Raw genomic sequence first — 23,570 nt, 5'->3', positions numbered from 1 at the left:
GGTCGTTAGCTCAGTTGGTAGAGCAGTTGACTTTTAATCAATTGGTCGCAAGTTCGAATCTTGCACGACCCACCATTTTCCCCACTCGATTGTTTCTTGTTCACTAGGCTGTTTCGCTTTTATCCCATGTCAGGTGTATAATATCCGAAGTTTTTGTCAATACAATGAATGATTATGCCTGCTATTAATTCGGTCAATACGGATATTTATCCTTTTCCCCCAAAGCCTGCTGTGCTTAGTGAAATAGAACAAACTCACTATAAAGCGTTGATCCGTGAAAAATTAGTGCAACAGAATGCCGTTTTAGTTGCCCATTATTATTGTGACCCGATGATCCAGCAACTTGCCGAAGAAACGGGTGGTTTTGTTGGGGACTCACTGGAAATGGCTCGTTTTGGTAAACAGCATCCATCAGACACATTAGTGGTTTGTGGTGTTCGATTTATGGGGGAAACGGCTAAAATACTCACGCCAGAGAAACGAGTGGTAATGCCGACTTTAGAGGCAACTTGTTCTCTAGATTTAGGATGCCCTATTGAGTCTTTTAGCCAGTTCTGTGATGAACATCCCGAGCGCACGGTTGTTGTTTATGCCAATACTTCGGCGGCGGTAAAAGCCCGTGCAGATTGGGTGGTGACCTCAAGCATTGCCGTTGATGTTATTGATTATCTGGATAGTCAAGGAGAGTCTATTTTGTGGGCCCCTGATCGTCATCTTGGTAGTTATGTGCAACAGCAAACCGGTGCGGATATGGTGCTTTGGCAAGGGGAATGTATCGTTCATGATGAATTTAAACATCGAGCTTTAGCCGAGTTGAAAAAACAGTACCCTGATGCGGCGGTGTTGGTTCACCCTGAGTCACCTCGTTCCGTAGTGGCACAAGCGGATGCCGTAGGCTCTACAAGTCAATTGATTAAAGCGGCTCAGACATTACCTAATCAGCAACTGATAGTGGCCACTGATCGAGGTATCTTTTATAAAATGCAACAGGCGTGTCCTGACAAAGAGATGATTATTGCTCCTACAGGGGGGCATGGGGCAACTTGCCGAAGCTGTGCGCATTGCCCGTGGATGGCGATGAACGGTTTGTTAGCAATTAATTCGGTGTTGGATGAGTATCAGGGGCATGAAATATTTGTTGATGCTGCCATTCGGGAAAAAGCTATGATCCCACTCAATCGGATGCTAGATTTCGCAGCTAGTCGACGATAATCATTTTAGGTAAGATAAGGGTAAAAGTCAGATGTGTTGTCTGGCTTTTATTTTATATAACTATGAATAGAACTCAGAAAAATGTACACTAGTACAGTAAGTTGTATCCATTCTATGCTTCGATCTTTTCGCCCTGGAAGGCATCATAACTATACGGGACTGGTTGATAAGTAAATAGATGATGCTGAGTCAATGTAACTTTGGTTGTGGACTCAGTATCGGTGGCCCGGTAGCTTTTCTTTTTTGAATGATTACATATTTTTATAATCCATTGGTCTGAGAAAAGTATGTCTCTCTTAATATATAAATAATTATCATTACTGTTTATTTCTGAATGTAGAAATAATGTTGTCTAGGATGATCACGATATGAAAATTCAGATTTCTCAACATGCCGTTCATCGTAAGGTCGTGGATGGGGTATATAACACGCATAAAATGTTACTGACACTGGGTGAAGAACGAGTGACAAAGCATTTCAAATCGGCCTCTAAAAGTACTTCCCGACGGTATCGTATTGAAAAAAAAGCACTGACCTTATTAAGAAATACAAAAGGTGTTCCTTTTTTATATGAAAGCGATGACCAAACCCATACACTGGAGATGTCTCGCTTACCAGGGCATTCTGCTAAATTTTTAAATGAAAAAAATTTAAAGGATCTCGCTGTGATTGTAGAGGACATGCTGGATGTTGGCATTGCTCGACATTCGATGCCTATTCGAGATGTGGTCGTGGATGAGCAGGATCATGTCGGGCTTGTCGATTTCGAAAGGGTGACGATCCGACGGCATCGTTGGCGTCCAGATTGGCTCATTTCTAAAGCTGTGGCTCGTTTTAATCTGTACCGGTTGACCTACCTCTATCAACCTCAATTGTTAACGCCGGGACAATTATTACAAATTTATATCGGTAGCAAGTTGCGCGTGTTTGTGGTCTTTATCCATTCGCTTTCAAAATAACCGTTTGTGTCTACGTTTTTATGCGTCAGTTATCAAATAGTCTAAGCAAGGATGCTTAGCTAAAATGAATCGTAACTGCATAATGCTCCCCTCAAAATAGATCAATAGAGTACTGTAAAACAGAAAAAATTCCGTTATACTCGTTCGGTTTGTGTGCTGAAAAAGTGAGAAAGAAAATATGCGTATAGAATCAGATCTGAAGTTAGGATTTAAAGATGTTTTGATTCGACCGAAACGTTCAACCCTGAAGAGCCGATCTCAAGTTGAAGTGACTAGAGATTTTACTTTCAAAAATAAACAAAGTCAATGGTCTGGTGTACCAATTATTGCAGCCAATATGGATACGGTTGGAACCTTTGGGATGGCTAAAGCGTTAGCTGCTCACCGGATGATGACCGCTGTACACAAGCATTATGAACAGGATGATTGGAAAGCATTTTTAGCAGAATTGCCTGTTGAGCAGCACCGTTATTTGATGGTTAGCTCCGGGACCAGTGATCATGATTTTAAAAAGTTACAAGAGATCCTAGCGTTATCATCTGAGCTTTTATTTATCTGTATTGATGTCGCCAATGGCTATTCTGAGCACTTTGTTAATTATGTAGCTAAAGTTCGGAAGTATTTTCCAAAACATGTTGTGGTTGCCGGAAATGTTGTGACCGGTGAAATGGCTGAAGAGTTGATTATCAGTGGGGCCGATATTATCAAAGTTGGGATTGGTCCGGGGAGCGTTTGTACGACCCGCGTTAAAACCGGAGTAGGTTATCCTCAGTTGTCAGCCATTATTGAATGTGCCGATGCAGCTCATGGATTAGGCGGACAGATCATTGCCGATGGTGGATGTACCTGCCCGGGCGATATCGCCAAAGCCTTTGGTGGCGGAGCGGATTTCGTCATGCTTGGTGGCATGCTGGCTGCTCATGAAGAAACTGGCGGCCAAGTATTTGAAAAAGATGGTCAGCAGTGGATGCGCTTTTATGGTATGAGTTCTCAAAGTGCCATGGACAAGCATGCCGGCGGTGTGGCCGGATACCGAGCGGCAGAAGGTAAGACTGTGGAACTCCCTTTTCGGGGTAGTGTCGAAGGTACAGTACAGGATATTCTTGGTGGGGTTCGTTCCGCATGTACCTATGTTGGTGCTAGTAAATTGAAAGAATTAACCAAACGGACCACATTTGTGCGTGTTGCGGAACAGGAGAATACGGTATTCGGGCAGATCTAACTGACCTGAATGAAAGATGATGCATGACATGCACATTGTCTGAAGCTGTCTCTTGCACTATTTTATTCTGAAATAGATTAAAAGAGACAGTTATCATCATCCCTCCCTTGTTATGAGCTTTGACTATTTTCAATGAAGAGGGCCGCTATCTTCTGTTGATTAGAGTTGAGATCGTCAATCCCTGCGCTTTATCTGCAACGAATAGTGTCTTGTTCATTTTGATCGTGAATGAGTGCCAACATATGCTCTAATTCCGATTAATTTTTCTTTGTTGGTTCAATTAGATGTAAATGATATGAGATATTTTTGTTGACAGTTGAACATGTAGTTGTGTATACAACTATTTATGAGGCGTTTTTGAGATTTTGCGTGGATATTGATAATCACCAACTTTCATTGGGGTATTTAACGGGACTTGCCAGCCGGCTATTTAACCGGCTGTTGACTCAGCGGTTCAAACAAATTGGTATTGATATGACGGCCGAACAATGGGGCGTCATTTTGGTTTTGAAAAATAGTGAACCGATGACTCAAAACCAGATCAGTGAATTACTATATTTAGAAAAATCGAGCGTGAGCCGCTCTATTGATGGAATGGAAAAGCGGGGATGGATAGTTCGTCAGCGCTCAGTTATCGATAGTCGGCAAAAATTAGTGAGTTTGACTCAAAAAGCCTTGGATATTGTAGCGCAATGCTCGGTGATCGCCGAGGAGGTGTTGAGGGATGTTCAGCAAGATGTCGATAACGACTCTTTACAGCGCAGCCAAGAGGCCTTGCTGCAGGTGATCCATAAATTAAGGCAATTCAATTAACAGAATTCATGTGAATACAGTCTGCTATTCGCTGTAATAACCAAAGCAACTCGTTGTTATTTAAGAGGAAAGAACATGACAAAATGTAATGCACTTATTACTGGTGGTGCGCGTGGTATTGGTGCTGCGACTGCAAAAGCTTTAGCGAAAGATGGATTTCGTGTATTTATCAATTACGTAAATAGCACGGCAGTTGCTGAACAATTGGCAGAAGATATTCGCAATGAAGGGGGGGAAGCATACACCATCAAAGCAGATGTTCGTGATGATCATGCAATCGAAGCCATGTTTGATCAAGTTCAACAATATGGTGGCGTTGATGTATTGGTCTCTAATGCCAATATGAATTTTACAGCTAAACCGTTTCTAGAACAAAGCTGGAGTGAGTTTGCTCAAAAATTAAATGATGAGATGCATGCAGCTTATCAAGTAGCTCAAGTTGCGGCAAAAAGTATGAAAGAGAAGCAATACGGCCGTTTGGTGTTTATTTCTAGTACATTGTCTGAAAGTCCGGCCGCGAATTTCATTGCGCATGGTTCAGCCAAGGGGGCGTTAGATAGTTTTAATAAATACCTAGCACAAGAATTGGGTCCTTTCGGCATTACCTCTAATATTGTAGCTCCTAGTCTTGTTGAAACTGATGCGACAAAAGATGCGCCTGCGGAGTTTAAAGAAATGATCCGTGCGTTTACACCGACCCAACGTGTGGCGAAACCTGAAGATGTAGCGAATACCGTTCGTTATTTAGTCTCTAAAGAAAGTTCCCATATTACAGGTACCTATAATCCTGTTTGTGGTGGGGCTTATATGCAGTAAGCAGGTTTATAAAAAGATAGATAAACAAGCATGGCGTATGGGGAATGTTTGGCTTCGTTTAAAAGCAGCAGTCCCCGTTATCGTCCTGAAAGCCGAGCCTATTTTAAGCTCGGCTTTTTGCAGAGTTGTCATCCATAAGCTGTTTGTATGGCATCATGCTGATGCCTGATAGAGGGCCGTTAATTGCAGCAATGCATCATGGTCTTGAGGATGATAAACATTGAGTCGAGCACTGCTATCACCGTTAAAATTCCACCAGATTTGTTTTTTAAATGTCATGGATCCTAAAGTCTGATGATTGTAGGTAAATTCTTGTTGCTGTAGCGGTTGAATATGATTCTTTTCCCAGCATGTTTTAAAAAGATCGGATCGCTCGCAAAATGTCTGGATCCGGGAAGCCAAGATGGGATCATGAGGTCTGGAGGCACTGGAGTTTCGTAAACAACCCGCTATTTTCATGATATGTTTTTTTTGGGACGATGGGGCCTCAATATCCATAAACTTTTGCCATTCAGGATTGAATAAACTGAGGAGTACATAGTTGCGTTCATCGGTTATAAGCGCATTAATGTTCACACCACACATCAATTGATAGGCTTGATTGCACGCAATAATGTCAAAATAGTCGTTGAGGAACATGGCTGGCAATGGATTAAGTAAGTCTAGTAAACGACGGCTTTCGGTCGAAATATGTCTGCATTGGCGATCGATTGGAAGATTGTCATTGATGGCTAATTTATAGAGATATTGTTTCTCTGACGTGGTTAACAACAATGCATCAGCGATGGTGGCTAACGTTTGTCTGGAAATCCCCGAGATTTTTCCTCGTTCTATCTTGCTATACCATACGGCACTGATTCCGGCGCGATCAGCGACATCTTCGCGTCTTAACCCGGGGGTTCTGGAACGAACAGGTTTTACAATTCCGACTAATTCGGGAGCTAGGCTTTCCCGTTTCCGGCGCAAAAAATCACCTAATAAATACAGATTTTGATTATCCATTGATTGACCCTGATAGAATTTATACCCGTCTAACTGGTTTCTTGTACGAGGCTATATCCCTCCATAATATACCGCTCTGTATCTATTAAATCCAAGAAGAAGGTCGTTATGGCGGGTGATTATAAGTCATTATCCAATGGGGCATTATATTTACTAGTTGCCGGGCAACTATTGCCTCAGATAGATTTTTCAGTGGTTAATGTGGCGTTAAAAACAATGGGAGAATCCTTACATACCCATGAGATAGGGCTAGTTTTGGTTGTGTCTTTGTATGCATTAAGTTTCGCGTCACTTATGGCAACCGGGGCCCGACTGGGCGATCGTTATGGCCGGAAACGATTATTTCTGATCGGAATGGTCGGTTTTTGTATCGCATCGGCTATTTGTGGTTTATCACATCATTTGGTTACGATGTTAGTGGGCCGAAGTTTGCAAGGACTTTCCGGAGCATTATTAATGCCTCAGATTTTGGCGACGATTCATGCGTTGTTAACGGGTGAACGACATAGTCGGGCTGTTGGAATTTATTCTTGTGTGGCAGGGCTTTCAGTCGCAATAGGCCAGTGTTTAGGCGGCTGGTTGGTTACGGCTGATTTATTTGGTTTGGGGTGGCGCGTTGCATTTTTTATTAATATTCCGGCTTGCCTAATCATTCTCGTGGTCGGGGCTGTGGTGATCCCTGAGAGTCGGGCTGAAAAGAAACCATTTATGGATTATGTCGGTATGAGCTTATTTGCGCTTATCCTGCTATGTTTACTGCTGCCCGTGGCATTAGGCAATATTAATAGTCAGATTCGTTGGTTGGCGCTTTTGATCATTCCGCTGACTGTTGGGTTCTGGAAATTAGAAAAAGTTAAAGAACAGCAGGGACGTTCTCCGTTATTACTCCCTTCTTTATTCAGATTTCGATTTGTTGGTGTGGGATTTGCCGGGTATGTGGCCGTTACCTTTACTTATTCAGGTTTTTTATTTGTTACGGCGCTTTGTATTCAGAATGAACTCTTGTTGAGCCCATTAGAATCAGGTCATATTTTTATGGCTCTGGGATTGTTATTTTTTGCCGGATCATGGTGTAGTAAATCGGTGTCGATGAAGTGGGGCCATTATCGGATGTTCATGGCTGGCGCTGGTATTTCGGGGCTTGGTTTTATCATGACAATGCTGATGATCATGCATATGGGAGAACTTCATTCGCGTTCGATTTGGTTTTTAATTCCTGGCGCTGGACTGGTTGGTTTTGGGAATGCTTGGATGATCACTTCAGGGATACGGATTACGTTATCGGGATTGCCGGTACACTATGCGAGTTCTGCCAGTGCGATGCTGAATACGATTCAGCAGGGCTGTTTTGCACTAGGGACAGCCTTTGCCGGTGCATTATATGGATATTTCCTTGTAAAAATTAATTATACTGAAGCACTTGTGATCACGCTTTTACTGTTAGTGCTTTGGGTTTTGTTGATCGGATCGTGGGTCTTTATGAACAGTGAAAGACGACAGATGGTTCGCAATTAGTGTTTTAAAGAAAAGTTGGTCCGGAGGCTGTTGGGTATCATTCATTGACCGTAAGCGATGGTTTGCGGTCTGATAGTTTTCTCCGAGATTGACACGATTTATGGGTTTATGATCAATTATTCAACCGCTATCTAATTTAGAGTCTATGAATAAAAATTATAATGATTTAATTGCTTTTATCTCTGTGGCTCAGCAGGGGAGTTTTACCAAAGCCGCCGCTCAGATAGGGGTCTCCCAGTCGGCTTTAAGTCATACCATTCGGGGGCTTGAATCGAGAATGAATGTTCGGTTACTGAACCGGACGACCCGGAGTGTCTCACCTACTGAAGCCGGACAATATCTGTTACAAACCATTGCACCTAAGTTTGCTGAAATTGATTACGAACTAGAGGCTGTTAATTTATTTAAGTTATCCCCGGCGGGGACGATTCGGGTAACCGCTGATGATTATTCAGCGAGATCCATTTTATGGCCTAAAGTCAAAGAGCTTGTCGCTAGGTATCCAGAGATTAAAGTTGAAGTTGATATTAATTATGGTTTTATTGATATTGTTTCTGAACGTTTTGATGCGGGTATCCGTTTAGGCGAAAGTCTGGAACAGGATATGATTGCTGTTCCGATTTCACCAACGATGCGAATGGCTGTTGTGGCCCATCCTGATTATTGGCAACGCAATGGTTCCCCTGAGACACCGCATGAGTTGATGGCTCATAATTGTATTAATTTTCGTTTGCCCACCCGGGGGGGATTGTATGCCTGGGAGTTTGAAAAAGAGGGAAAAGAGTTAGCCGTACGGGTTCAGGGACAGATTGTTATTGAAAGTGCTGAAAGCCGCATTGATGCAGCGCTTGAAGGGTTAGGCGTCTGTTATGTTCCGGAGGCTGAAATTTTACGCTATGTTGAAGCAGGGCAGTTAGTCCGGGTTTTGGAGGACTGGTGTCCACCATTTGAGGGGTTTTATTTATATTATCCAAACCGTCGGCTGGCTTCTCCTGCATTTCAGATTTTTTTGGATGCACTTCGTTATCACCCATAGAGGCGGTTAGATCTAATTATTCATTAATTACCCCAGTAACCGCTTTAACTTATGAAATTGTTTCATGAAGTTATACTGATTAAAGGGATTTATGAGTTTCGTCTATCTTTGTATTCTTGTACAACTCGTCAATACAATTGATGCAATCAAACTATAAGAGGAATTTATTATGGCGGATAAACCGAGTGCAGCACAAAAAGCTTTTGGCCATATCGCTCCCAAATTAGCTCAATATTCAGACGATGTCTTGTTTGGTCAAGTGTGGGAAGATCCAACATTAACAGCGAAAGAAAAAAGTCTGATCACTATCTCTTCGTTGATCTCGCTGTATCGCGTCAATGAATTGCCTTTCCACCTGAAAAAAGCCATTGAAAACGGCTGTAGTAAAGATGAGATTGTTGCTGTGATTACGCATCTGGCCTTTTACTCTGGATGGCCAACCGCTAATACAGCATTGCCTATTGCGCAGAAAGTGTTTGAAGAATTGGGTTTGTAATTTTTAAATAAATGATCTAACCAATGGTCAATTATGGCCTATTCGTAGATTAAATTTTGAGATAGCGCTGATGAATATCAAGTGGGTTTAGGTTCTGGTAATCTATCTATTATTGAATGAGCATCAATATTCTGCTTAACGCATATGATTAAGCAATATGAAATTTAATTTAGGCCATAATAAAAATCCCAGTCTGTTGCTGGGATTTTTTTGTCTGTAGCTCTTAATACCGCGGCTTGCGTATTTTCATAAATGCAGCACCACAGCTCGCTAAAGTGAATAAACACATAATCCAGCCCATTGTCCACGGTGTCCCATCATTGAAGAATGTCAGTAATAATGATGAGATGATGCCGCTACCATACTGTAAAGAACCGATGAGCGCTGAGGCTGAACCGGCTATTTCAGGGACTTCGTCTAGCGCGGCCGCTGTGGTGGTGGCCGATAAAATACCGTTCATTGCAAAGAAACCGAAGATGGTGATGATAATAATGGCAACGCCACCTATTTCTAATTTTGTTGCTATTGCAAGCACCGTCGTTGCAATAGCGGCAATAATAATCGCGATATGCAAAATCCGGTCGAGGGTAAACCGTTTGACAAGTCGTTTGTTTACAAAACTCATACCGATAACGCCCACAATATTGACGGCGAATAGCCAGCCATAATGCTGCGAGTCGATGCCAAAATAAGAGATATAGACCGAAGGCGAGCCGGTAATAAAAGCATAAGCTGCAATGTAGTAAAAAGTAATACAAAGTGTGTAGCTCATAAATTTCAGATCGCCAAGCAGCCGGTAGTAGTTTTTAAATGCAATCAGTAATGAAGTTTGGGAACGACGTTGCTTCGGCAGAGTCTCTGGAAGTAGCAATAACGCAAAGAACATCAGAATACCGATGATGACTAAAAGCCAGAAAATACTATGCCAGCTACTGAATCTTATGATTTGTCCACCTAAGAGGGGGCCTGCAATAGGGGCCATTGCCATGATGATCATCAGTGTGGAGAGCATTTGTGCCGCTTGTGTTCGGGCAAATAAATCTCGGATCATAGCCCGGGCCAACATGGGACCGACACAAGAACCGATGGCTTGAAATACACGCCAGAAAATAATTTGTTCGATATTGTGAGAAAGTGCGCATCCGGTAGAGCCGATAGTAAAAAACAACATTCCTAGAAAGAGTGGAATTTTTCGACCAATACGGTCACTGATAGGTCCCCAGATCAGTTGAGCTATTGCAAATCCGATCAAAAAACCTGTAATTGTTAGTGCTGCATCACCGCCGAGTTCTTGTGACATTTGCGGCATCGCGGGGAGATAGATATCGGTTGATAGCGAAGTAAAAGCCATCAATGCCCCTAATATTGCAAGGAATAGAAATCCGGTAGGGGTATCCGTAGATATTTGGGAATTCGTTTGCTTGGATGCTTTATTCATCAATCATGACTCAGGGGTGGTTGGGCAAGTGTACTCAAGTGATTACGTATCATATTTAGCTTGCCGCTTCATCAAAGTATTGAGGAATAATTGATTTGGAGTGATAGCAGCCATCATTATTTTGGGTTGTTGCGGCGAGGCGTATAGTAGCAGAAATTCGCTTAAATTAGTCATTGCAAGTGAATTTGATCCAATGCATCGGATTCATCAATCTGCCATGAAATAACTTGGGCTGATATGGATCGTGGTCTATGAAATAGTGACCACGATCGCCCTCATCTCGGTCAGGCTGGTTTTTCGGCAACGCCGAAAGATCGGGTTAAAAGCCGTTGTAGAACGATAAAAATGAATAGCAAGAATCCAATCACCATTTTGGTCCACCAACTATTAAGCGTCCCGTCAAATACGATAATCGTTTGAATCACCCCTTGGATCAGGCCGCCTAGTAATGTCCCAATTACAAAACCGACGCCCCCAGTGAGTAGTGTTCCCCCAATGACAACAGAAGCGATGACATCGAGTTCAACTCCCATGGCTGCCAGCGGATATCCCGATGAAGTGTAAAACGTATAGACGATTCCGGCCATGCCACTGGTAAATCCAGAGAAGGCATAAACACTCACAAGCGTTTTGCGGATAGGAACCCCTAGCAGTTCAGCTGAAGCTCGATCACCGCCGATAGCGTAGACGTTATTACCAAATCGAGTGTAATGCGCAAGATAAATTCCGAGTGCGAGTACGATTAACATAGCGATGGCTGATGACGTGAGCCACCCTCGTCCGGGCAATGGAATTGCAAACTCTGAGATGGCACTGACAAATGGATGGGAGATCGGTACCGATTGTAAATTAATCACAAATGCCAGGCCCCGTAGAAAGAACATACCGGCTAGAGTGATAATAAAGGGTTGTAAATCAAAGGCATCGATGAGATATCCCATCAATCCGCCAACTGCCGTACTCACCATCAAAGCCAAGATGATGGCGTATAGCGGATGCCAGTGGTATTGCGTGACTAAAGTTGCAGTGAGCACACCGACGAATGCGATCATCGAGCCGACGGATAGATCAATGCCCCCGGTGAGAATGACTAGGGTCATTCCGACACCGGCTATAATGACGAATGCATTATCGGTGAGTAGATTTCCTAGCACGAGCGTTGATGCAAAGTGTGGATATTCGACAGCCCCAAATCCATACAGGAGTATGAGTACCGCGAGTGTTGCCAGAACGGAGATCCATTTTTCAATGTGCATGGCGATTCCTCCATTTTGCTAAAATTTTTTGCTTCATCTGGGGAGATTGGATCAGCAGAATTAACACGATCACAATGGCTTTGACGACCAGCGTAAACTGGGCCGGCAGACCACTCACCAGAATTGAAATAGTCAGGCTTTGAATGACGAGCGCACCGAGTAGCGTCAGTCCAAGATAAAAGCGGCCTCCGGCTAACGATGCCCCACCAATAACGACGGCTAAGATGGCATCCATCTCCATCCATAATCCGGCATTGTTTGCATCGGCACCGCTGATATCGGCGGTAATGATCATTCCTGCAAAGCCGGCACATAATCCGGAGAGCATATATACACCAATGAGGATGCTGCGGCTGTCGATACCCGCTAGCCGGCTGGCTTCCGTATTACCTCCGACTGACTCAATGAATAAACCCAGTGCACTGCGCCGGATGACTAAAGCTAGGATCACTACCGCCAGTAATATGAAGATGACCCGAATTGGTAATCCAAACCAGTATCCATCGCCTAATTGACTGAAAAGTTCGCTATGAAAGGTGACGATTTGTCCGCTGGTGATCATCTGGGCGATCCCTCGGCCAGCCACCATCAGGATCAAGGTCGCGATAATGGGCTGAATTTTAAGATAGGCGACTAAAATGCCATTCCATAACCCACATAGCGCCCCCGTCGCCAGTGTTGCCAGAATGATCAGCCATCCCGGGTAGTTGTGATCAATCAGAACGGCCATGACGGCTCCGGCAATGGCAACCACGGCGCCGACAGACAGATCAATACCTCCGGTAGCAATGACGAGAGACATGCCCACCGACATAATGATCAATGGTGATCCCCGATGGACGATATCAATTAAACTGCCGTAAAGATGTCCTTCAACAATCGATACTGTAAAAAAATTTGGCGAGATCATGGCATTGACAATCATGATGAGGATCAAGGCCGTAATGGGTAACGTAGCCTTGCGCCATATATCACTGTGATGGACATGGGCATTGGGTTTATCAGAATTTACCATGTGTTTGCCTTGGTCAAATAAATGGATCATGATGCAATCGCCTCAATAATGTGTTCTTGAGTGACATTCTCTCCTTGAAGAAGAGCGGCTTTATGTCTATCTCTCAGCACTAAAATCTCATCACTGATGTTGACGACTTCATCCAGTTCGGAAGAAACCACAATCAGAGACATCTGCTGTTGTTCACATAAGCGCCGGATGAGCGATACGATTTCGGCGTGCGCACCGACGTCAATTCCTCGGGTGGGTTCATCCAGAATAAGCAGTTGAGGATTGGCGATGAGCCAACGCGCTAAAATCACTTTTTGCTGATTACCTCCGCTGAGTTGATTGACCGGTTTTTCCGCATCCGGCGTTGCAATAGCGAGCGCTTTGATCATCTCATTGGCTAAGCGATGTTGTTCACTTTCACGAATCGGTCGTAGCCAACCTCGCTTCGCCTGTAGTGCCAGGATCATATTTTCCCGAATGGATAATTCACCAATTAGTCCATCATGGCGTCGATCTTCTGGGCAAAAACCTAAGCCTAAGCGGATCGCTTTGCGGGGGGAGCGAATGTGGCAGGGGCTACCATTGAACGTCAGTTGCCCACTATCAGCTTTGATCGCACCAAAAATGAGGCGAATGGTTTCACTACGGCCTGAACCCAATAGCCCGGCTAATCCCAATACTTCGCCTTTGCCTACCGTCATATCGATAGGATCGATCAACCGTTTTTTTCCAATGCCTTTCACTTCTAAAAGAGGTTCAAAGTTTCGTTGTTCTTGATGAGGGGGGGTTGAAACGGAATGGCTCTCTGCTGGCGTAAAGGATTTTCCTAACATGAGCGAAACCAGCTCCATCTGTGGCAGATGTTCAATAGCTCGGGTTTCGACATGTTCACCATTACGTAGTACGGTGATTCGGTCACAAACTTGATAAACTTGCTCTAAAAAATGCGTCACAAATACCACGGCAATGCCTCGATCTTTTAAATCACGCATCACGTCGAATAAAATGGCGACTTCGTGTGAATCCAGACTAGCGGTCGGCTCATCTAAAATGAGTAACTTCGCATCAATGGCCAGAGCCCGGGCAATGGCAATGAGCTGTTGGATGGCGATGGAATAGGAGCCTAAAGGTTTTTCAACATCCAGATCCAGCTTCATGGTTTTTAAGAGTTCAATCGATTGCTGATGGATTTTTCGCCAATCGACGAATCCCCATTTTTTAGGCTGACGTTCCAGAAATAAATTAGCGGCCACCGACATCGTCGGAATGAGATTTACTTCCTGATAAACAGTACTGACACCATGCTGTTGGGCATCAGAAGAGGAGAGTGGGGAGTATTTTTGACCACTTAACTCAAGTTCTCCGGCATCGCGCTGATAAATACCGGTAATGACTTTAATGAGCGTCGATTTCCCCGCACCGTTTTCGCCTAATAAGGCATGAATTTCTCCGGGATAGATATCAAAAGAAACATCTGATAATGCTCTCATGCCAGTAAATTCTTTACTGATCCCGTGCAAACGAAGAATAGGTTGCTCAGACACAATAATTCTCCTTGTCTCACTTGGTGGTTAAAGGGGCGACTTCAGCCCCTTTATGGCGTGATGCTTAATGGTGGCGGCGGGTATACTCCTGTTTTGCGGTATCAGGAAGATATAGATTCCCCTGAGTTTTGATCCATTTCGGCAGTTTTTCACCTTTAGCATTGGCTTCAATTGCATCAAACGCGGGTTTACCAAGATCAGATTTGAGTTCGATACTAGCGTTAGTTTCACCATCCATCATGGCTTTGAAAATATCGGGCACACCATCAATGGAGATCATCAGGATATCTTTACTGGGTTTGAGTCCGGCTTCTTTGATAGCCTGAATCGCACCTAGTGCCATATCATCATTGTGTGAATAAACAGCACATATATTTTTGCCCCCGTCTTCTGCTTTTAAGAAGCTTTCCATCACCTGTTTACCACCACTACGGGTAAAATCTCCACTTTGGGAGCGGATGATCGACATCCGAGGGAAGAGATCAATAATGTCCGTAAAGCCTTTTTTACGGTCAATCGCAGCACTCGAACCCACGGTTCCCTGCAGCTCGACGATTTTACAGTTTCCGCTGGTTTTAGCCGCTAACCAGGTGCCTGCTAACCGACCTTCTTCGACAAAATCGGAAGCTACTTTAGTGAGGTATAAACTTGGATCGGCTACTTTAACGCCTCGATCCACTAATATAACTGGGATTCGAGCTCGTTTGGCTTCTCGTAGTACCTGATCCCAGCCTGTTTCGACCACTGGAGCCAGAATGATGGCATCGACACCCTGAGCAATGAATGAACGGAGTGCTTTGATCTGGTTTTCCTGTTTTTGTTGTGCATCAGAAAATTTTAGGGTGATGTTCCTCTTTTGCGCTTCGGCTTTAATGGATTGAGTTTCGGCTGTGCGCCAGCCACTTTCGGAACCGATTTGAGAGAATCCAACAGTCATCGCTGACACCATAGGCGCGACCAAGAACGCCCCAGCAGTGAGTAATGTAGTAAGAGGTCGAAGAAATGCTTTTGTATTCATTGCGGTATTCCTCGATTATGTTCTATCTATTTATGGTGATGTTGTTATGTGTTCATGTAGGGTTTATCTCAAAGAGATGGTGTTGAATATAGGTAATAAAATCAAAGTGAAAGGTGACAGTGATCTTGCTTCACAACAACAACTAATAAATCCATTTATTTAGCGAAAATATATATAAATTGTTACAAAATAGTTGATTTTTTTACTGTTTGGAAAATTTTTAATCAGTGGTTCAATGGGCGCATCTTGGACGACGGGAGTCGATGGACTCCCGTTAGGTAGGTTTTTAGCTGATATTCAACTAAGGTTTAAAAAGCAACTGAATTGACCCCGGGTGGACTTGTACATCTTTTGCAAAACGTTTGATAAAGGCTTCTTTAGTTTTGTTTTTATCCAGTTGATAAATAGGGGTTGTCTGTAGGTACGCTTGTAGAGACAATTTGAGTTTGGGCAAAAATTGATTCACGATCATGGCATATTGATCGGGTTGTATATCATCGAGGTTAATATCCAGATCGGTAAGGTATACAGCGCCTTCTTGCGCATTATAGATAGGTTTGGCAGCAAAAGAGCCTTTGGCGGTTAGATCCATATCTTTAATAAAGCTTTTCAGGTGAAGGTCTATTGTTCCTGTGAGTTGGATACGCTGCTGGTCATCGCGGCCAATCGCTACTTTTAATTGACTTAGATCGGTTTTTACCTCGGCAAGGGAACCTAACTGATAGGTTTTTTGATAGTCAGTGTGCTCTTTCAGATAGTCTGTAACATCCTGTTCGCTAATGGTGTAGTGCATACTACAAGCGGATAGCCAAGGGAGGACAAGCATGAATAAAAAGAGTATTTTTTTCACAAATAGAATTCCTGAAATATCGTAAGCAGTGATTTTATCAGGATTCATCAACAAAGCTATGAGGGACTGTTGAGCCTGACCGGTTATATTATGGTTTAGATATCATATTTATAGATATTTTATCTGAACAAAATGAGATGGAGTAGGTCAACAGATATTAGGCATTTAATCGATAAATAGCGGTTGACTTCAATTTTTAAAGAGCATCTATGCCAAAGCGAATTTTGATCATTGGGGCTCTTGCCTTGATTAGCATGATAAGTGCGAGTTTATCTGCGTGGTTTGAAGTCCCCCGACAGACAAAAATTATGACAACACAACTTTTTCAGCGACAGGCCAAGTGCCCTAATTGGGTGACATTATCTCAGGAGCAGGTGGTCCCTCTTCCCCAGCAATTTTCGTTGGCTAGTTGGAATATTTATAAAACCCAGAATCCGGGTTGGCAGTCGATGCTAGAAAAATTAAGCAAGAAAGCTGAAGTGGTGGCCCTACAGGAAGCCCGGGAGTCGACCACTCAGGCTTATTGGCGTTCGCGTGGATGGTCCGCAACTATGCTGGAAGCTTTTTCGATGGGCAATAAAACGGTCGGGGTACAGCTGGCCTCCCAGTTTCCACCCAAGATGGTTTGCGGCCGTCGCCAGCATGAGCCTTTGATCCGGTTACCTAAATCGTTATTGGTGGGAGTTTATCCGATTGCCGACAGTCAGCAGGAGTTATGGGTGATCAGCCTGCATTCCATTAATTTCTCATGGCAAATTGCGCCTTACCTACAACAATTAGCGGATATGTCTGCGGTCATTGCACAGCATTCCGGACCGGTGATTATCGCCGGAGATTTTAATACCTGGAGCAAAAGGCGGTTAGCCGTATTGGATAGCTGGATGAAACAGCATGGTTTACAGGCGGTGAGTTTTAAAAATGATCGCCGCAGTCGTTTTTTCGGTCATGCGTTGGATCATATTTATTATCGGGATTTAGCGATGATCCGAAGTCGAGTTTTAGCCACTCAGGCTTCGGATCATAATGCACTACTGGCGACTTTTAAGATTATACATTCAGCCGGGTGACATCGACATAAACTTTGAGTTTTTGTCCCGGTTGCAGATAGCTGTGACGATTCAGGTCATTCCATTTGATCAGATCCGATATTTTGACATTAAATTTGTTGGCAATTCTTGCCAATGAATCGCCGGCATGGACCTGATAGACAATACTGCGGGTAATTCCCCCACTTTTAGCGGTTAGCTGCTGCCAAATGACTAATTTTCGACCTTTATGCAGTTGGTCTTTGGGTGAAAGGCCATTCCACTTAGCCAATTTTTGATAGTCTACATGGTATTTTTGGCCGATATCCCAAAGCGTGTCACCGTTTTTAATCGTGTAAGTGACTTTAATTTGATTAGGCTGGCGAACAGGGGATGACTGCAGGCGAGCGATTCGTTGTGCTTTGCTTAAAATATACTGACTGGGTTGACGAGCGGAAACTGGAACAATCAGATGTTGACCAATCCGGATCATATTGTTGCTAAGGTGATTAATGTTACGCAACATACGGGTGGTCGTATGGTAATTTTTGGCAATTTTACCCAGACTGTCCCCATCGACGACTTTATGTCGTTGCCATTGCACGCGTTCTGAATGGGGTAAATTCGCTAATGACTGTTTAAAGGCGTCTGCTTTATCGACCGGCAGTAATAATCGGTGTGGTCCGTTTGGATCGGTCGCCCAGCGATTGAATCCGGGATTAAGTTGATACAGTGTTTTTAGATCGATGTCCGCTAATTTTGCCGCCAATGCTAAATCGATTTGGCTGCCTACGTTAACTTGTTGTAAATAGGGCTCATTATCAATTTTAGGTAATTGAATATTGTATTTTTGCGGATGTTTGACTACTTCACTTAAGGCCAATAATTTAGGCACATAAGCTTCGGTTTCCCGGGGGAGATTCAGATGCCAGAAATCAACGGGGCGCCCTTGTTTGCGATTATCCCGAATGGCATTAATTACACGCCCTTGTCCGGAATTATAGGCCGCGATAGCGTGTAACCAGTTACCATCAAATAACTTATTTAACCATTCCAAATAGTCGAGTGCAGCGTCAGTTGATGCGGCGACATCACGGCGTCCGTCATACCACCAGTTGCGACGTAATCCTAGATGTTTAGCGGTTCCGGGAATGATCTGCCACATCCCCGAGGCCTGTCCATGTGAATAAGCAAAAGGATCATAGGCACTCTCAACGATGGGTAATAATGCCAGTTCCAGAGGCATTTCGCGTTGTTTAAGCTGCGTCATGACCCAGTAGATATAAGGTGTGGCTCGTTTAGATACCCGTTCCAAATAGGCTGGATGATGACGAAACCAATTTAATTGCGATTGAACCCGAGGATCATTTAAAGGAACATCCATGGTCATCTGGTTAGCCAAGCGTACCCAGACATTTTGGTACGTTACCGCTTTGGCGGGTGGAATTTGTGTCGTTTGGGGTAACGAAGTGGGAACGACGATTTCATTCTGGTCGACTGCGACAGAATTATTTGAATCCTCAGTCGATGAGGTCTCTCGACTGACCTGAGGTAAGTTAGGTTCCGTCGAATCTTGTTGACGAACCAATGTGGTCTGACAGCCCGTTAAAGCGATCACTATCAGACTAATCAGTTTTAGACGCATCGATTGTTTTGCCATCCCCGGGGAAAAATAGGAGCTTATGGTACGGATAGTTTTTAGTCTGTTCAAGTCAGAAACGATCTTTCCATGTTCTGAGTGCATGAAATACCTCAATTCTATCAGAAAGTCGTTGTTGCTGATGAATTTCCATAGCCGTTTGAATTGAGGGTTCATGACAACGCATAAAAGGATTGAACAGAAGTTGAGATTTCAGGTCAAAAGGAATGGTAGGTAATCCCTGTTGTCGTTGTTTGGTCATCTGCTGGTGGTATTGTTGGAGGGATTTGTGGGTGGGTTCGACTGTTAAGGCGAATTGTAAATTAGCGAGAGTATATTCGTGAGCTGCATAGATCTGGGTCGTTTCGGGGAGCTTGGCAATTTTATCCAGACTGCTCACCATTTGCTGTGCACTGCCTTCAAATAGACGGCCACAACCACAATTGAATAATGTATCGCCGCTAAAAAGGTGCTGACCATCATAATAGATGACGTGACTTAAGGTGTGACCGGGCGTAGCGAGTAGCGTCAATTCGATACCTAGTTCGGCCAGCGCGAATGGTTCTCCCTCTTTCGGGGTGTGGACCGTAAATGGGAGCGGCATTTCTGCGCCGGCGATCACCTGACAATTGGGATAATGGCTGAGTAAATCTGCAACACCACCGATATGATCTTGGTGATGATGCGTTAAAATAATGTAGTGAAGTGTCGCATTTAATGATTCAAGACGTTCCAGAACGGCTGGTGATTGTCCCGGATCGACGACGGCACAGGCATGTTGTTCGGGGTTGTACAGTAACCAGATATAGTTATCATTAAAAGCGGGAACGGTCAAAATCTGCATTGGAATATGGCCTCTTTCTTCTCGGGATCTGATGGCAGGGAGCCTGACATGCTGATATGAACATTTTCAAACCGCATTAGGTTGGGATGAAAATAAATCAGTGATGTTTAGATCTTAGTATGCCAGAAAATATTAAGGAAACTGATGAAGCCGGCAAAAATTAGCAAAAAAATCATTAGTCCGCTGCAATGGCAGGATTTTTCCGGTGGCGAATGGTTGATGCAGCAGGAGCAACAATACCTGAATCAACATTTGCCTGGTATTTTTGGCTATCATCTTCTGAAATTGGGTCATCTGAGTTGTCAGATGGATTGTCGACATTCCATGATCCGTCATCACGTCAATATCGCACCGCCTGGGATTACGGCCGGAATTGCTGCCGAATTGACGGCATTGCCGATCCAAGAAAGTTGTATTGATCTGTGTCTACTCCATCATACGTTGGATTTTGCCAGTGATCCTCATCAAATCCTACGGGAAGTAGAGCGGGTTTTAACCAGTGATGGGTATATTATTTTAAGCGGCTTTAATCCAATGAGTTTAATGGGGATCCGAGGGCATTTAGGACGACGGCGGATTATCCCGTGGGCGTGCCGGATGTTCACGCCGATGCGGGTCAAAGACTGGTTACATCTATTAGGGTTTGAAGTCATTCATGATGAGCGTTATGCCTTTACCAGTTTTGCGGGAGCTAAACCGATTGCGACCTGGGTGGAACAACAAGGCCGGCAATATTGTCGGCCGTTTGCATCGGCTTATTTAATGGTTGCGCATAAACGAACCATTCCTTTAACTCCCGTTCAGACGAAATGGCAGGTGAAACGCTCGGTATCTGCAACACCGCTAACTAGCTGATTCATACCCTTCATCAATATTGGATGGATTTTGGCTGGCAGCAGTACGGGCGAGTTCATCACACCGCTCATTTTGGGGATGCCCGGCGTGACCTTTGACCCAATGCCATTCGATTTGATGACGGCTGGCAGCCTCGTCAAGGGCTCGCCATAAGTCGGCATTCTTCACCGGTTGTTTACTGGCTGTTTTCCAGTTGCGTTTTTTCCAGTTGTGGATCCATTGGGTAATTCCTTGTCTGACATACTGGCTATCAGTGGTCAAAATAACATGACAAGGGCGTTTAAGGGCATTGAGTCCTTCAATGGTGGCTAATAATTCCATCCGGTTATTGGTGGTGAGGCGAAATCCTTCGCTCAATTCTTTACATTGATCGCCCCACTGTAACAGGGCGCCATATCCGCCGGGACCTGGATTGCCTAGGCAAGAGCCGTCGGTAAATAATTCCACTGATTTGGTCATGCTTTGTTAATATAGCTAAAGTTGAATGGTTTAAGTTTCTCATAGGTGAGCGTGTGAGCCAAACTCAAGAACGGCGATTAGTGGTATTCGATACAGAAACCACCGGGATGAATAATGATGGCCCCGTTTATTTAGGTCATCGGGTGATTGAAATCGGCTGTGTAGAAGTCGTGGAGCGAAAGCCGACAGGGCGAACGTTTCATGTTTATATTAAACCGGATCGGCTGGTGGATCCGGAGGCGATTGAAGTTCACGGTATTACCGATGATTTTTTAGCGGATAAACCGCCATTTGAAGAGATTGCCTCTGATTTCATTGAATTTATCCGGGGGGCTGAAATTGTCGCGCATAATGCCGGATTCGACGTGAGCTTCTTAAATCATGAATTTTCAATGTTACCCGGTGTGGTGCCTAAGATAGAAGAGCTGTCGGAGGTTACGGACTCGTTGATGGTTGCTCGACGAGGTGAATATCGGGGTCGGGAAGTTCAACAGGTGGTTGGAAAACCTTTACCTTCTCGGAAAAACTTGGATTCATTATGTGACTATTATGGCGTTGACAGTAGTTCTCGTACCTATCACGGGGCTTTACTGGATGCGGAATTATTAGCGGAAGTGTTCCTTAAAATGACAGGGGGACAGAGCCGGTTAAATTTAGCTGAAGATCAGGGGCTGGGCGCCGATGATTATATTCAGCGGCTGGATGCTAACCGTTCTCCTCTTTGTATCGTCCGTGCTACGGATGATGAGTTAAAAGCACATGAAGAGCGGCTTGATTTAGTTGAGAAAAAAGGCGGTTGTTCCAGTTTATGGCGAGATCCGTCATCCAGCTGATGAATTACGGTATTTTATCGTAACGACAAGGAGATATGCTGTGAATTGGTGTCGTCGATGGCGGGTTGGGGTTGTGTTGTTGGCTTCATTGGTGATGGGGCCGGCTTGGGCTCAAATTGCTGATGTGTATCGAAATCATGATATTCCACTTATTGATAATCGTTTTCGAATCGACCCCGAAGTGGATCAGGTTTCTTTTTTGCTGCATCGCAAGCCTGGATCGCCGGCCGCTATTTTGGTCAGACCGGACGGCAGTAAAATTTATCCGTGGGATCTGCCCGATGGGGTGGAATGGTTTGAGTCCCATGAAATGGATATTGTGACGATTCATCACCCAATGCCGGGCCCTTGGCAAGCTTTGGTTGAATATGAAGGACAAAACGCAGTTCAGATTTTAAGTTCTGTAAATCTGAAGGTTGATCCTTTTCCTTTGCATTTGTATGCAGGCGAACGCCTGCCACTGAAAGCGAGTCTGCTTTACAAAGAAAAGCCGCTAAAATTAGGCCCTTATATGGATGGAACATTACTGCATGTTACTTTGAATAGTTCCAATAGTTCAGATGAAGATAACTTTGCATTTGCCCATACTAAGTTGGCTGTCTTACGTGATGATGGTAAAGAATTTGATGGGTATCCTGAAGATGGTATTTATACAGGATATCTTGAGTTAGAAGTTCCGGCAGGCAAATATAGTTTGAGTGTTACCACTCAAAATGATGTTTTTACTCGGGGTTATCAGCAGCTTATTTTGGTGTCTCATCAGCCGTTTAAGGCTAATTTGAGTGCACCTCGACAAGATGTAAAAGCGAAGATCCAATTGCAACTGGATAAAGATGAAATACAGCCTGATTCACTGGTTTTAGATGGGACAATTTCAAGTAATTTAGGCTGGAAAAAACATTTTGAGCTGCGTTCGAAAAATGCCCCAGCTAATCTTACGTTTGAGCTGCCGACACCGACTCAAGAAGGGACTTATCAGGTACAAGCGATGGCTTATGCAACTACATTAGGGGGACGGCCATTAGTGATGCGGATGCCTGCGAAGTCGTTTGTCGTTCTACCGCCTCCACCGCCTCCGGTTGTTAAACCGGTTGAAGTCGTCGTTGTGCCCGAAAAGAGCCATGTTCTTTTGTGGGTTATTATCGGTGGGGTTGTGCTACTGTTAATGCTGGGCGGAGGCGTTTTTGGGTATATTTGGTTGAAAAAACGCAAAGCGTTTAATCAAGCTTTGGAAAAGGCTAAAGCTCTGGAAGAACTCAGCAGAAATGCCGCATCCAGTGAGCTTGAAATGCAGGCAGGCCCTTTGCCTCCGGGGCAATCTGAAGAGGTAAAAGATACGGCCACTCAAGAACCGTCTTTGACACCTGCTGACGATGCAGTCCCCGGGTTGGATGAGCAACCGGATTTAACCAAAGAAAAGGGCGATGATGCACCAAATTGATTATTTATGAAGCGGTTGATGCATTTTTTGTAGGAAAATGGTAAAACCTTGTTGACTCAGATATCCCAGATACGTATTATCTGCGCCGCAGCTGAGGACAGTACAGCGGAGTGGTAGTTCAGTTGGTTAGAATACCGGCCTGTCACGCCGGGGGTCGCGGGTTCGAGTCCCGTCTACTCCGCCAATTGCTTGTCCAAAGGTTGTAATTCGATGATGGAGTGGTAGTTCAGTTGGTTAGAATACCGGCCTGTCACGCCGGGGGTCGCGGGTTCGAGTCCCGTCTACTCCGCC

The 23,570-nt window shown here is 44.2% G+C and carries 22 protein-coding genes and 2 tRNA genes; 14 read left to right on the top strand and 10 right to left on the bottom strand.

The window, feature by feature from the left end:
• The first annotated feature begins 174 nt into the window (after positions 1 to 174).
• From nadA to ABUE20_RS18765, 5 genes are all read left to right on the top strand, one after another.
• On the top strand, positions 175 to 1,212 hold the full coding sequence (nadA, locus tag ABUE20_RS18785; RefSeq protein WP_408621502.1) for a quinolinate synthase NadA: 1,038 nt from the start codon (positions 175 to 177) through the stop codon (positions 1,210 to 1,212).
• Between the two features lie 368 nt (positions 1,213 to 1,580).
• Positions 1,581 to 2,171 (top strand): hypothetical protein, encoded by a 591-nt coding sequence (locus ABUE20_RS18780; protein WP_408621501.1) that lies wholly within the window; start codon positions 1,581 to 1,583, stop codon positions 2,169 to 2,171.
• 178 nt (positions 2,172 to 2,349) lie between these two features.
• A complete protein-coding gene (locus ABUE20_RS18775) occupies positions 2,350 to 3,393 on the top strand; it encodes a GMP reductase (protein WP_408621500.1) in 1,044 nt (347 codons plus the stop codon).
• Between the two features lie 369 nt (positions 3,394 to 3,762).
• A complete protein-coding gene (locus ABUE20_RS18770) occupies positions 3,763 to 4,206 on the top strand; it encodes a MarR family winged helix-turn-helix transcriptional regulator (RefSeq protein WP_408621499.1) in 444 nt (147 codons plus the stop codon).
• A gap of 75 nt (positions 4,207 to 4,281) precedes the next feature.
• Entirely contained in the window at positions 4,282 to 5,022 is a 741-nt protein-coding gene (locus tag ABUE20_RS18765; protein ID WP_408621498.1) for an SDR family NAD(P)-dependent oxidoreductase, read from the top strand.
• Positions 5,023 to 5,175: 153 nt separating this feature from the next.
• On the opposite strand, the gene ABUE20_RS18760 is transcribed toward ABUE20_RS18765, so the two are convergent.
• A complete protein-coding gene (locus tag ABUE20_RS18760) occupies positions 5,176 to 6,024 on the bottom strand; it encodes a helix-turn-helix transcriptional regulator (protein WP_408621497.1) in 849 nt (282 codons plus the stop codon).
• Positions 6,025 to 6,132: 108 nt separating this feature from the next.
• Here ABUE20_RS18760 and ABUE20_RS18755 point away from each other — a divergent pair, with 108 nt between their 5' ends.
• From ABUE20_RS18755 to ABUE20_RS18745, 3 genes are all read left to right on the top strand, one after another.
• Complete coding sequence (locus ABUE20_RS18755) at positions 6,133 to 7,539, top strand: MFS transporter (RefSeq protein WP_408621496.1); 1,407 nt, start codon at positions 6,133 to 6,135, stop codon at positions 7,537 to 7,539.
• Positions 7,540 to 7,684: 145 nt separating this feature from the next.
• On the top strand, positions 7,685 to 8,575 hold the full coding sequence (locus tag ABUE20_RS18750; protein ID WP_408621495.1) for a LysR family transcriptional regulator: 891 nt from the start codon (positions 7,685 to 7,687) through the stop codon (positions 8,573 to 8,575).
• A gap of 169 nt (positions 8,576 to 8,744) precedes the next feature.
• Entirely contained in the window at positions 8,745 to 9,071 is a 327-nt protein-coding gene (locus ABUE20_RS18745; protein WP_408621494.1) for a carboxymuconolactone decarboxylase family protein, read from the top strand.
• Positions 9,072 to 9,294: 223 nt separating this feature from the next.
• Here the strand turns inward: ABUE20_RS18745 and ABUE20_RS18740 are convergent, their stop codons facing one another.
• From ABUE20_RS18740 to ABUE20_RS18715, 6 genes are all read right to left on the bottom strand, one after another.
• The gene (locus ABUE20_RS18740) at positions 9,295 to 10,509 is read right to left on the bottom strand and encodes a multidrug effflux MFS transporter (RefSeq protein ID WP_408621493.1); all 1,215 of its coding nucleotides are present in this window, start codon (positions 10,507 to 10,509) and stop codon (positions 9,295 to 9,297) included.
• A gap of 284 nt (positions 10,510 to 10,793) precedes the next feature.
• Positions 10,794 to 11,765: a galactofuranose ABC transporter, permease protein YjfF gene (gene yjfF / locus ABUE20_RS18735; RefSeq protein WP_408621492.1), complete on the bottom strand. Its 972-nt coding sequence runs from the start codon at positions 11,763 to 11,765 to the stop codon at positions 10,794 to 10,796.
• On the bottom strand, positions 11,755 to 12,780 hold the full coding sequence (locus ABUE20_RS18730; protein ID WP_408621491.1) for an ABC transporter permease: 1,026 nt from the start codon (positions 12,778 to 12,780) through the stop codon (positions 11,755 to 11,757). The genes yjfF and ABUE20_RS18730 overlap by 11 nt, the downstream gene beginning before the upstream one ends.
• A 26-nt stretch (positions 12,781 to 12,806) precedes the next feature.
• A complete protein-coding gene (locus tag ABUE20_RS18725) occupies positions 12,807 to 14,315 on the bottom strand; it encodes a sugar ABC transporter ATP-binding protein (protein ID WP_408621490.1) in 1,509 nt (502 codons plus the stop codon).
• Positions 14,316 to 14,379: 64 nt separating this feature from the next.
• Positions 14,380 to 15,333 (bottom strand): ABC transporter substrate-binding protein, encoded by a 954-nt coding sequence (locus ABUE20_RS18720; RefSeq protein ID WP_408621489.1) that lies wholly within the window; start codon positions 15,331 to 15,333, stop codon positions 14,380 to 14,382.
• A 301-nt stretch (positions 15,334 to 15,634) separates the two neighbouring features.
• Positions 15,635 to 16,183 (bottom strand): YceB family lipoprotein, encoded by a 549-nt coding sequence (locus ABUE20_RS18715; RefSeq protein ID WP_408621488.1) that lies wholly within the window; start codon positions 16,181 to 16,183, stop codon positions 15,635 to 15,637.
• 209 nt (positions 16,184 to 16,392) lie between these two features.
• On the opposite strand from ABUE20_RS18715, the gene ABUE20_RS18710 reads away from it, so the two are divergent.
• Complete coding sequence (locus ABUE20_RS18710) at positions 16,393 to 17,250, top strand: endonuclease/exonuclease/phosphatase family protein (protein ID WP_408621487.1); 858 nt, start codon at positions 16,393 to 16,395, stop codon at positions 17,248 to 17,250.
• Here the strand turns inward: ABUE20_RS18710 and ABUE20_RS18705 are convergent.
• Both ABUE20_RS18705 and gloB read right to left on the bottom strand, forming a co-directional pair.
• A complete protein-coding gene (locus ABUE20_RS18705; RefSeq protein ID WP_408621486.1) occupies positions 17,231 to 18,853 on the bottom strand; it encodes a lytic transglycosylase in 1,623 nt (540 codons plus the stop codon). The two genes, ABUE20_RS18710 and ABUE20_RS18705, sit on opposite strands and share 20 nt — an antisense overlap.
• Before the next feature lie 67 nt (positions 18,854 to 18,920).
• Complete coding sequence (gene gloB, locus ABUE20_RS18700; RefSeq protein WP_408621485.1) at positions 18,921 to 19,691, bottom strand: hydroxyacylglutathione hydrolase; 771 nt, start codon at positions 19,689 to 19,691, stop codon at positions 18,921 to 18,923.
• Positions 19,692 to 19,835: 144 nt separating this feature from the next.
• On the opposite strand from gloB, the gene ABUE20_RS18695 reads away from it, so the two are divergent.
• Positions 19,836 to 20,546 (top strand): class I SAM-dependent methyltransferase, encoded by a 711-nt coding sequence (locus tag ABUE20_RS18695; protein ID WP_408621483.1) that lies wholly within the window; start codon positions 19,836 to 19,838, stop codon positions 20,544 to 20,546.
• On the opposite strand, the gene rnhA is transcribed toward ABUE20_RS18695, so the two are convergent.
• Positions 20,535 to 21,005 carry a ribonuclease HI gene (gene rnhA / locus ABUE20_RS18690; RefSeq protein WP_408621482.1) on the bottom strand — a complete coding sequence of 157 codons (471 nt, stop codon included), beginning with the start codon at positions 21,003 to 21,005 and terminating at the stop codon, positions 20,535 to 20,537. The genes ABUE20_RS18695 and rnhA overlap by 12 nt on opposite strands.
• Positions 21,006 to 21,058: 53 nt before the next feature.
• Here rnhA and dnaQ point away from each other — a divergent pair, with 53 nt between their 5' ends.
• The 4 genes from dnaQ (at position 21,059) to ABUE20_RS18670 (ending at position 23,568) form a co-directional block, all read left to right on the top strand.
• Positions 21,059 to 21,838: a DNA polymerase III subunit epsilon gene (dnaQ, locus tag ABUE20_RS18685; RefSeq protein ID WP_408621481.1), complete on the top strand. Its 780-nt coding sequence runs from the start codon at positions 21,059 to 21,061 to the stop codon at positions 21,836 to 21,838.
• A 40-nt stretch (positions 21,839 to 21,878) separates the two neighbouring features.
• Complete coding sequence (locus tag ABUE20_RS18680; RefSeq protein WP_408621480.1) at positions 21,879 to 23,279, top strand: choice-of-anchor X domain-containing protein; 1,401 nt, start codon at positions 21,879 to 21,881, stop codon at positions 23,277 to 23,279.
• A 107-nt stretch (positions 23,280 to 23,386) separates the two neighbouring features.
• Positions 23,387 to 23,463, top strand: a tRNA-Asp gene (locus ABUE20_RS18675).
• A gap of 31 nt (positions 23,464 to 23,494) precedes the next feature.
• A tRNA-Asp gene (locus ABUE20_RS18670) sits at positions 23,495 to 23,568 on the top strand.
• The last annotated feature ends 2 nt before the right edge of the window (positions 23,569 to 23,570 follow it).

Source organism: Celerinatantimonas marina, assembly GCF_046054165.1.
In the GTDB taxonomy this organism is placed as follows: Bacteria; Pseudomonadota; Gammaproteobacteria; order Enterobacterales; family Celerinatantimonadaceae; genus Celerinatantimonas.
Note: the sequence above shows the minus strand (reverse complement) of the source record. Positions and strands in the feature narration are given on the sequence as shown.

Coding starts and splice junctions, on each gene's coding strand:
- nadA (WP_408621502.1), top strand. CDS start 175: ATGCCTGCTATTAATTCGGTCAATACGGATATTTATCCTTTTCCCCCA.
- ABUE20_RS18780 (WP_408621501.1), top strand. CDS start 1,581: ATGAAAATTCAGATTTCTCAACATGCCGTTCATCGTAAGGTCGTGGAT.
- ABUE20_RS18775 (WP_408621500.1), top strand. CDS start 2,350: ATGCGTATAGAATCAGATCTGAAGTTAGGATTTAAAGATGTTTTGATT.
- ABUE20_RS18765 (WP_408621498.1), top strand. CDS start 4,282: ATGACAAAATGTAATGCACTTATTACTGGTGGTGCGCGTGGTATTGGT.
- ABUE20_RS18760 (WP_408621497.1), bottom strand. CDS start 6,024: ATGGATAATCAAAATCTGTATTTATTAGGTGATTTTTTGCGCCGGAAA.
- ABUE20_RS18755 (WP_408621496.1), top strand. CDS start 6,133: ATGGCGGGTGATTATAAGTCATTATCCAATGGGGCATTATATTTACTA.
- ABUE20_RS18750 (WP_408621495.1), top strand. CDS start 7,685: ATGAATAAAAATTATAATGATTTAATTGCTTTTATCTCTGTGGCTCAG.
- ABUE20_RS18745 (WP_408621494.1), top strand. CDS start 8,745: ATGGCGGATAAACCGAGTGCAGCACAAAAAGCTTTTGGCCATATCGCT.
- ABUE20_RS18740 (WP_408621493.1), bottom strand. CDS start 10,509: ATGAATAAAGCATCCAAGCAAACGAATTCCCAAATATCTACGGATACC.
- yjfF (WP_408621492.1), bottom strand. CDS start 11,765: ATGCACATTGAAAAATGGATCTCCGTTCTGGCAACACTCGCGGTACTC.
- ABUE20_RS18730 (WP_408621491.1), bottom strand. CDS start 12,780: ATGGTAAATTCTGATAAACCCAATGCCCATGTCCATCACAGTGATATA.
- ABUE20_RS18720 (WP_408621489.1), bottom strand. CDS start 15,333: ATGAATACAAAAGCATTTCTTCGACCTCTTACTACATTACTCACTGCT.
- ABUE20_RS18710 (WP_408621487.1), top strand. CDS start 16,393: ATGCCAAAGCGAATTTTGATCATTGGGGCTCTTGCCTTGATTAGCATG.
- ABUE20_RS18705 (WP_408621486.1), bottom strand. CDS start 18,853: ATGCGTCTAAAACTGATTAGTCTGATAGTGATCGCTTTAACGGGCTGT.
- gloB (WP_408621485.1), bottom strand. CDS start 19,691: ATGCAGATTTTGACCGTTCCCGCTTTTAATGATAACTATATCTGGTTA.
- ABUE20_RS18695 (WP_408621483.1), top strand. CDS start 19,836: ATGAAGCCGGCAAAAATTAGCAAAAAAATCATTAGTCCGCTGCAATGG.
- rnhA (WP_408621482.1), bottom strand. CDS start 21,005: ATGACCAAATCAGTGGAATTATTTACCGACGGCTCTTGCCTAGGCAAT.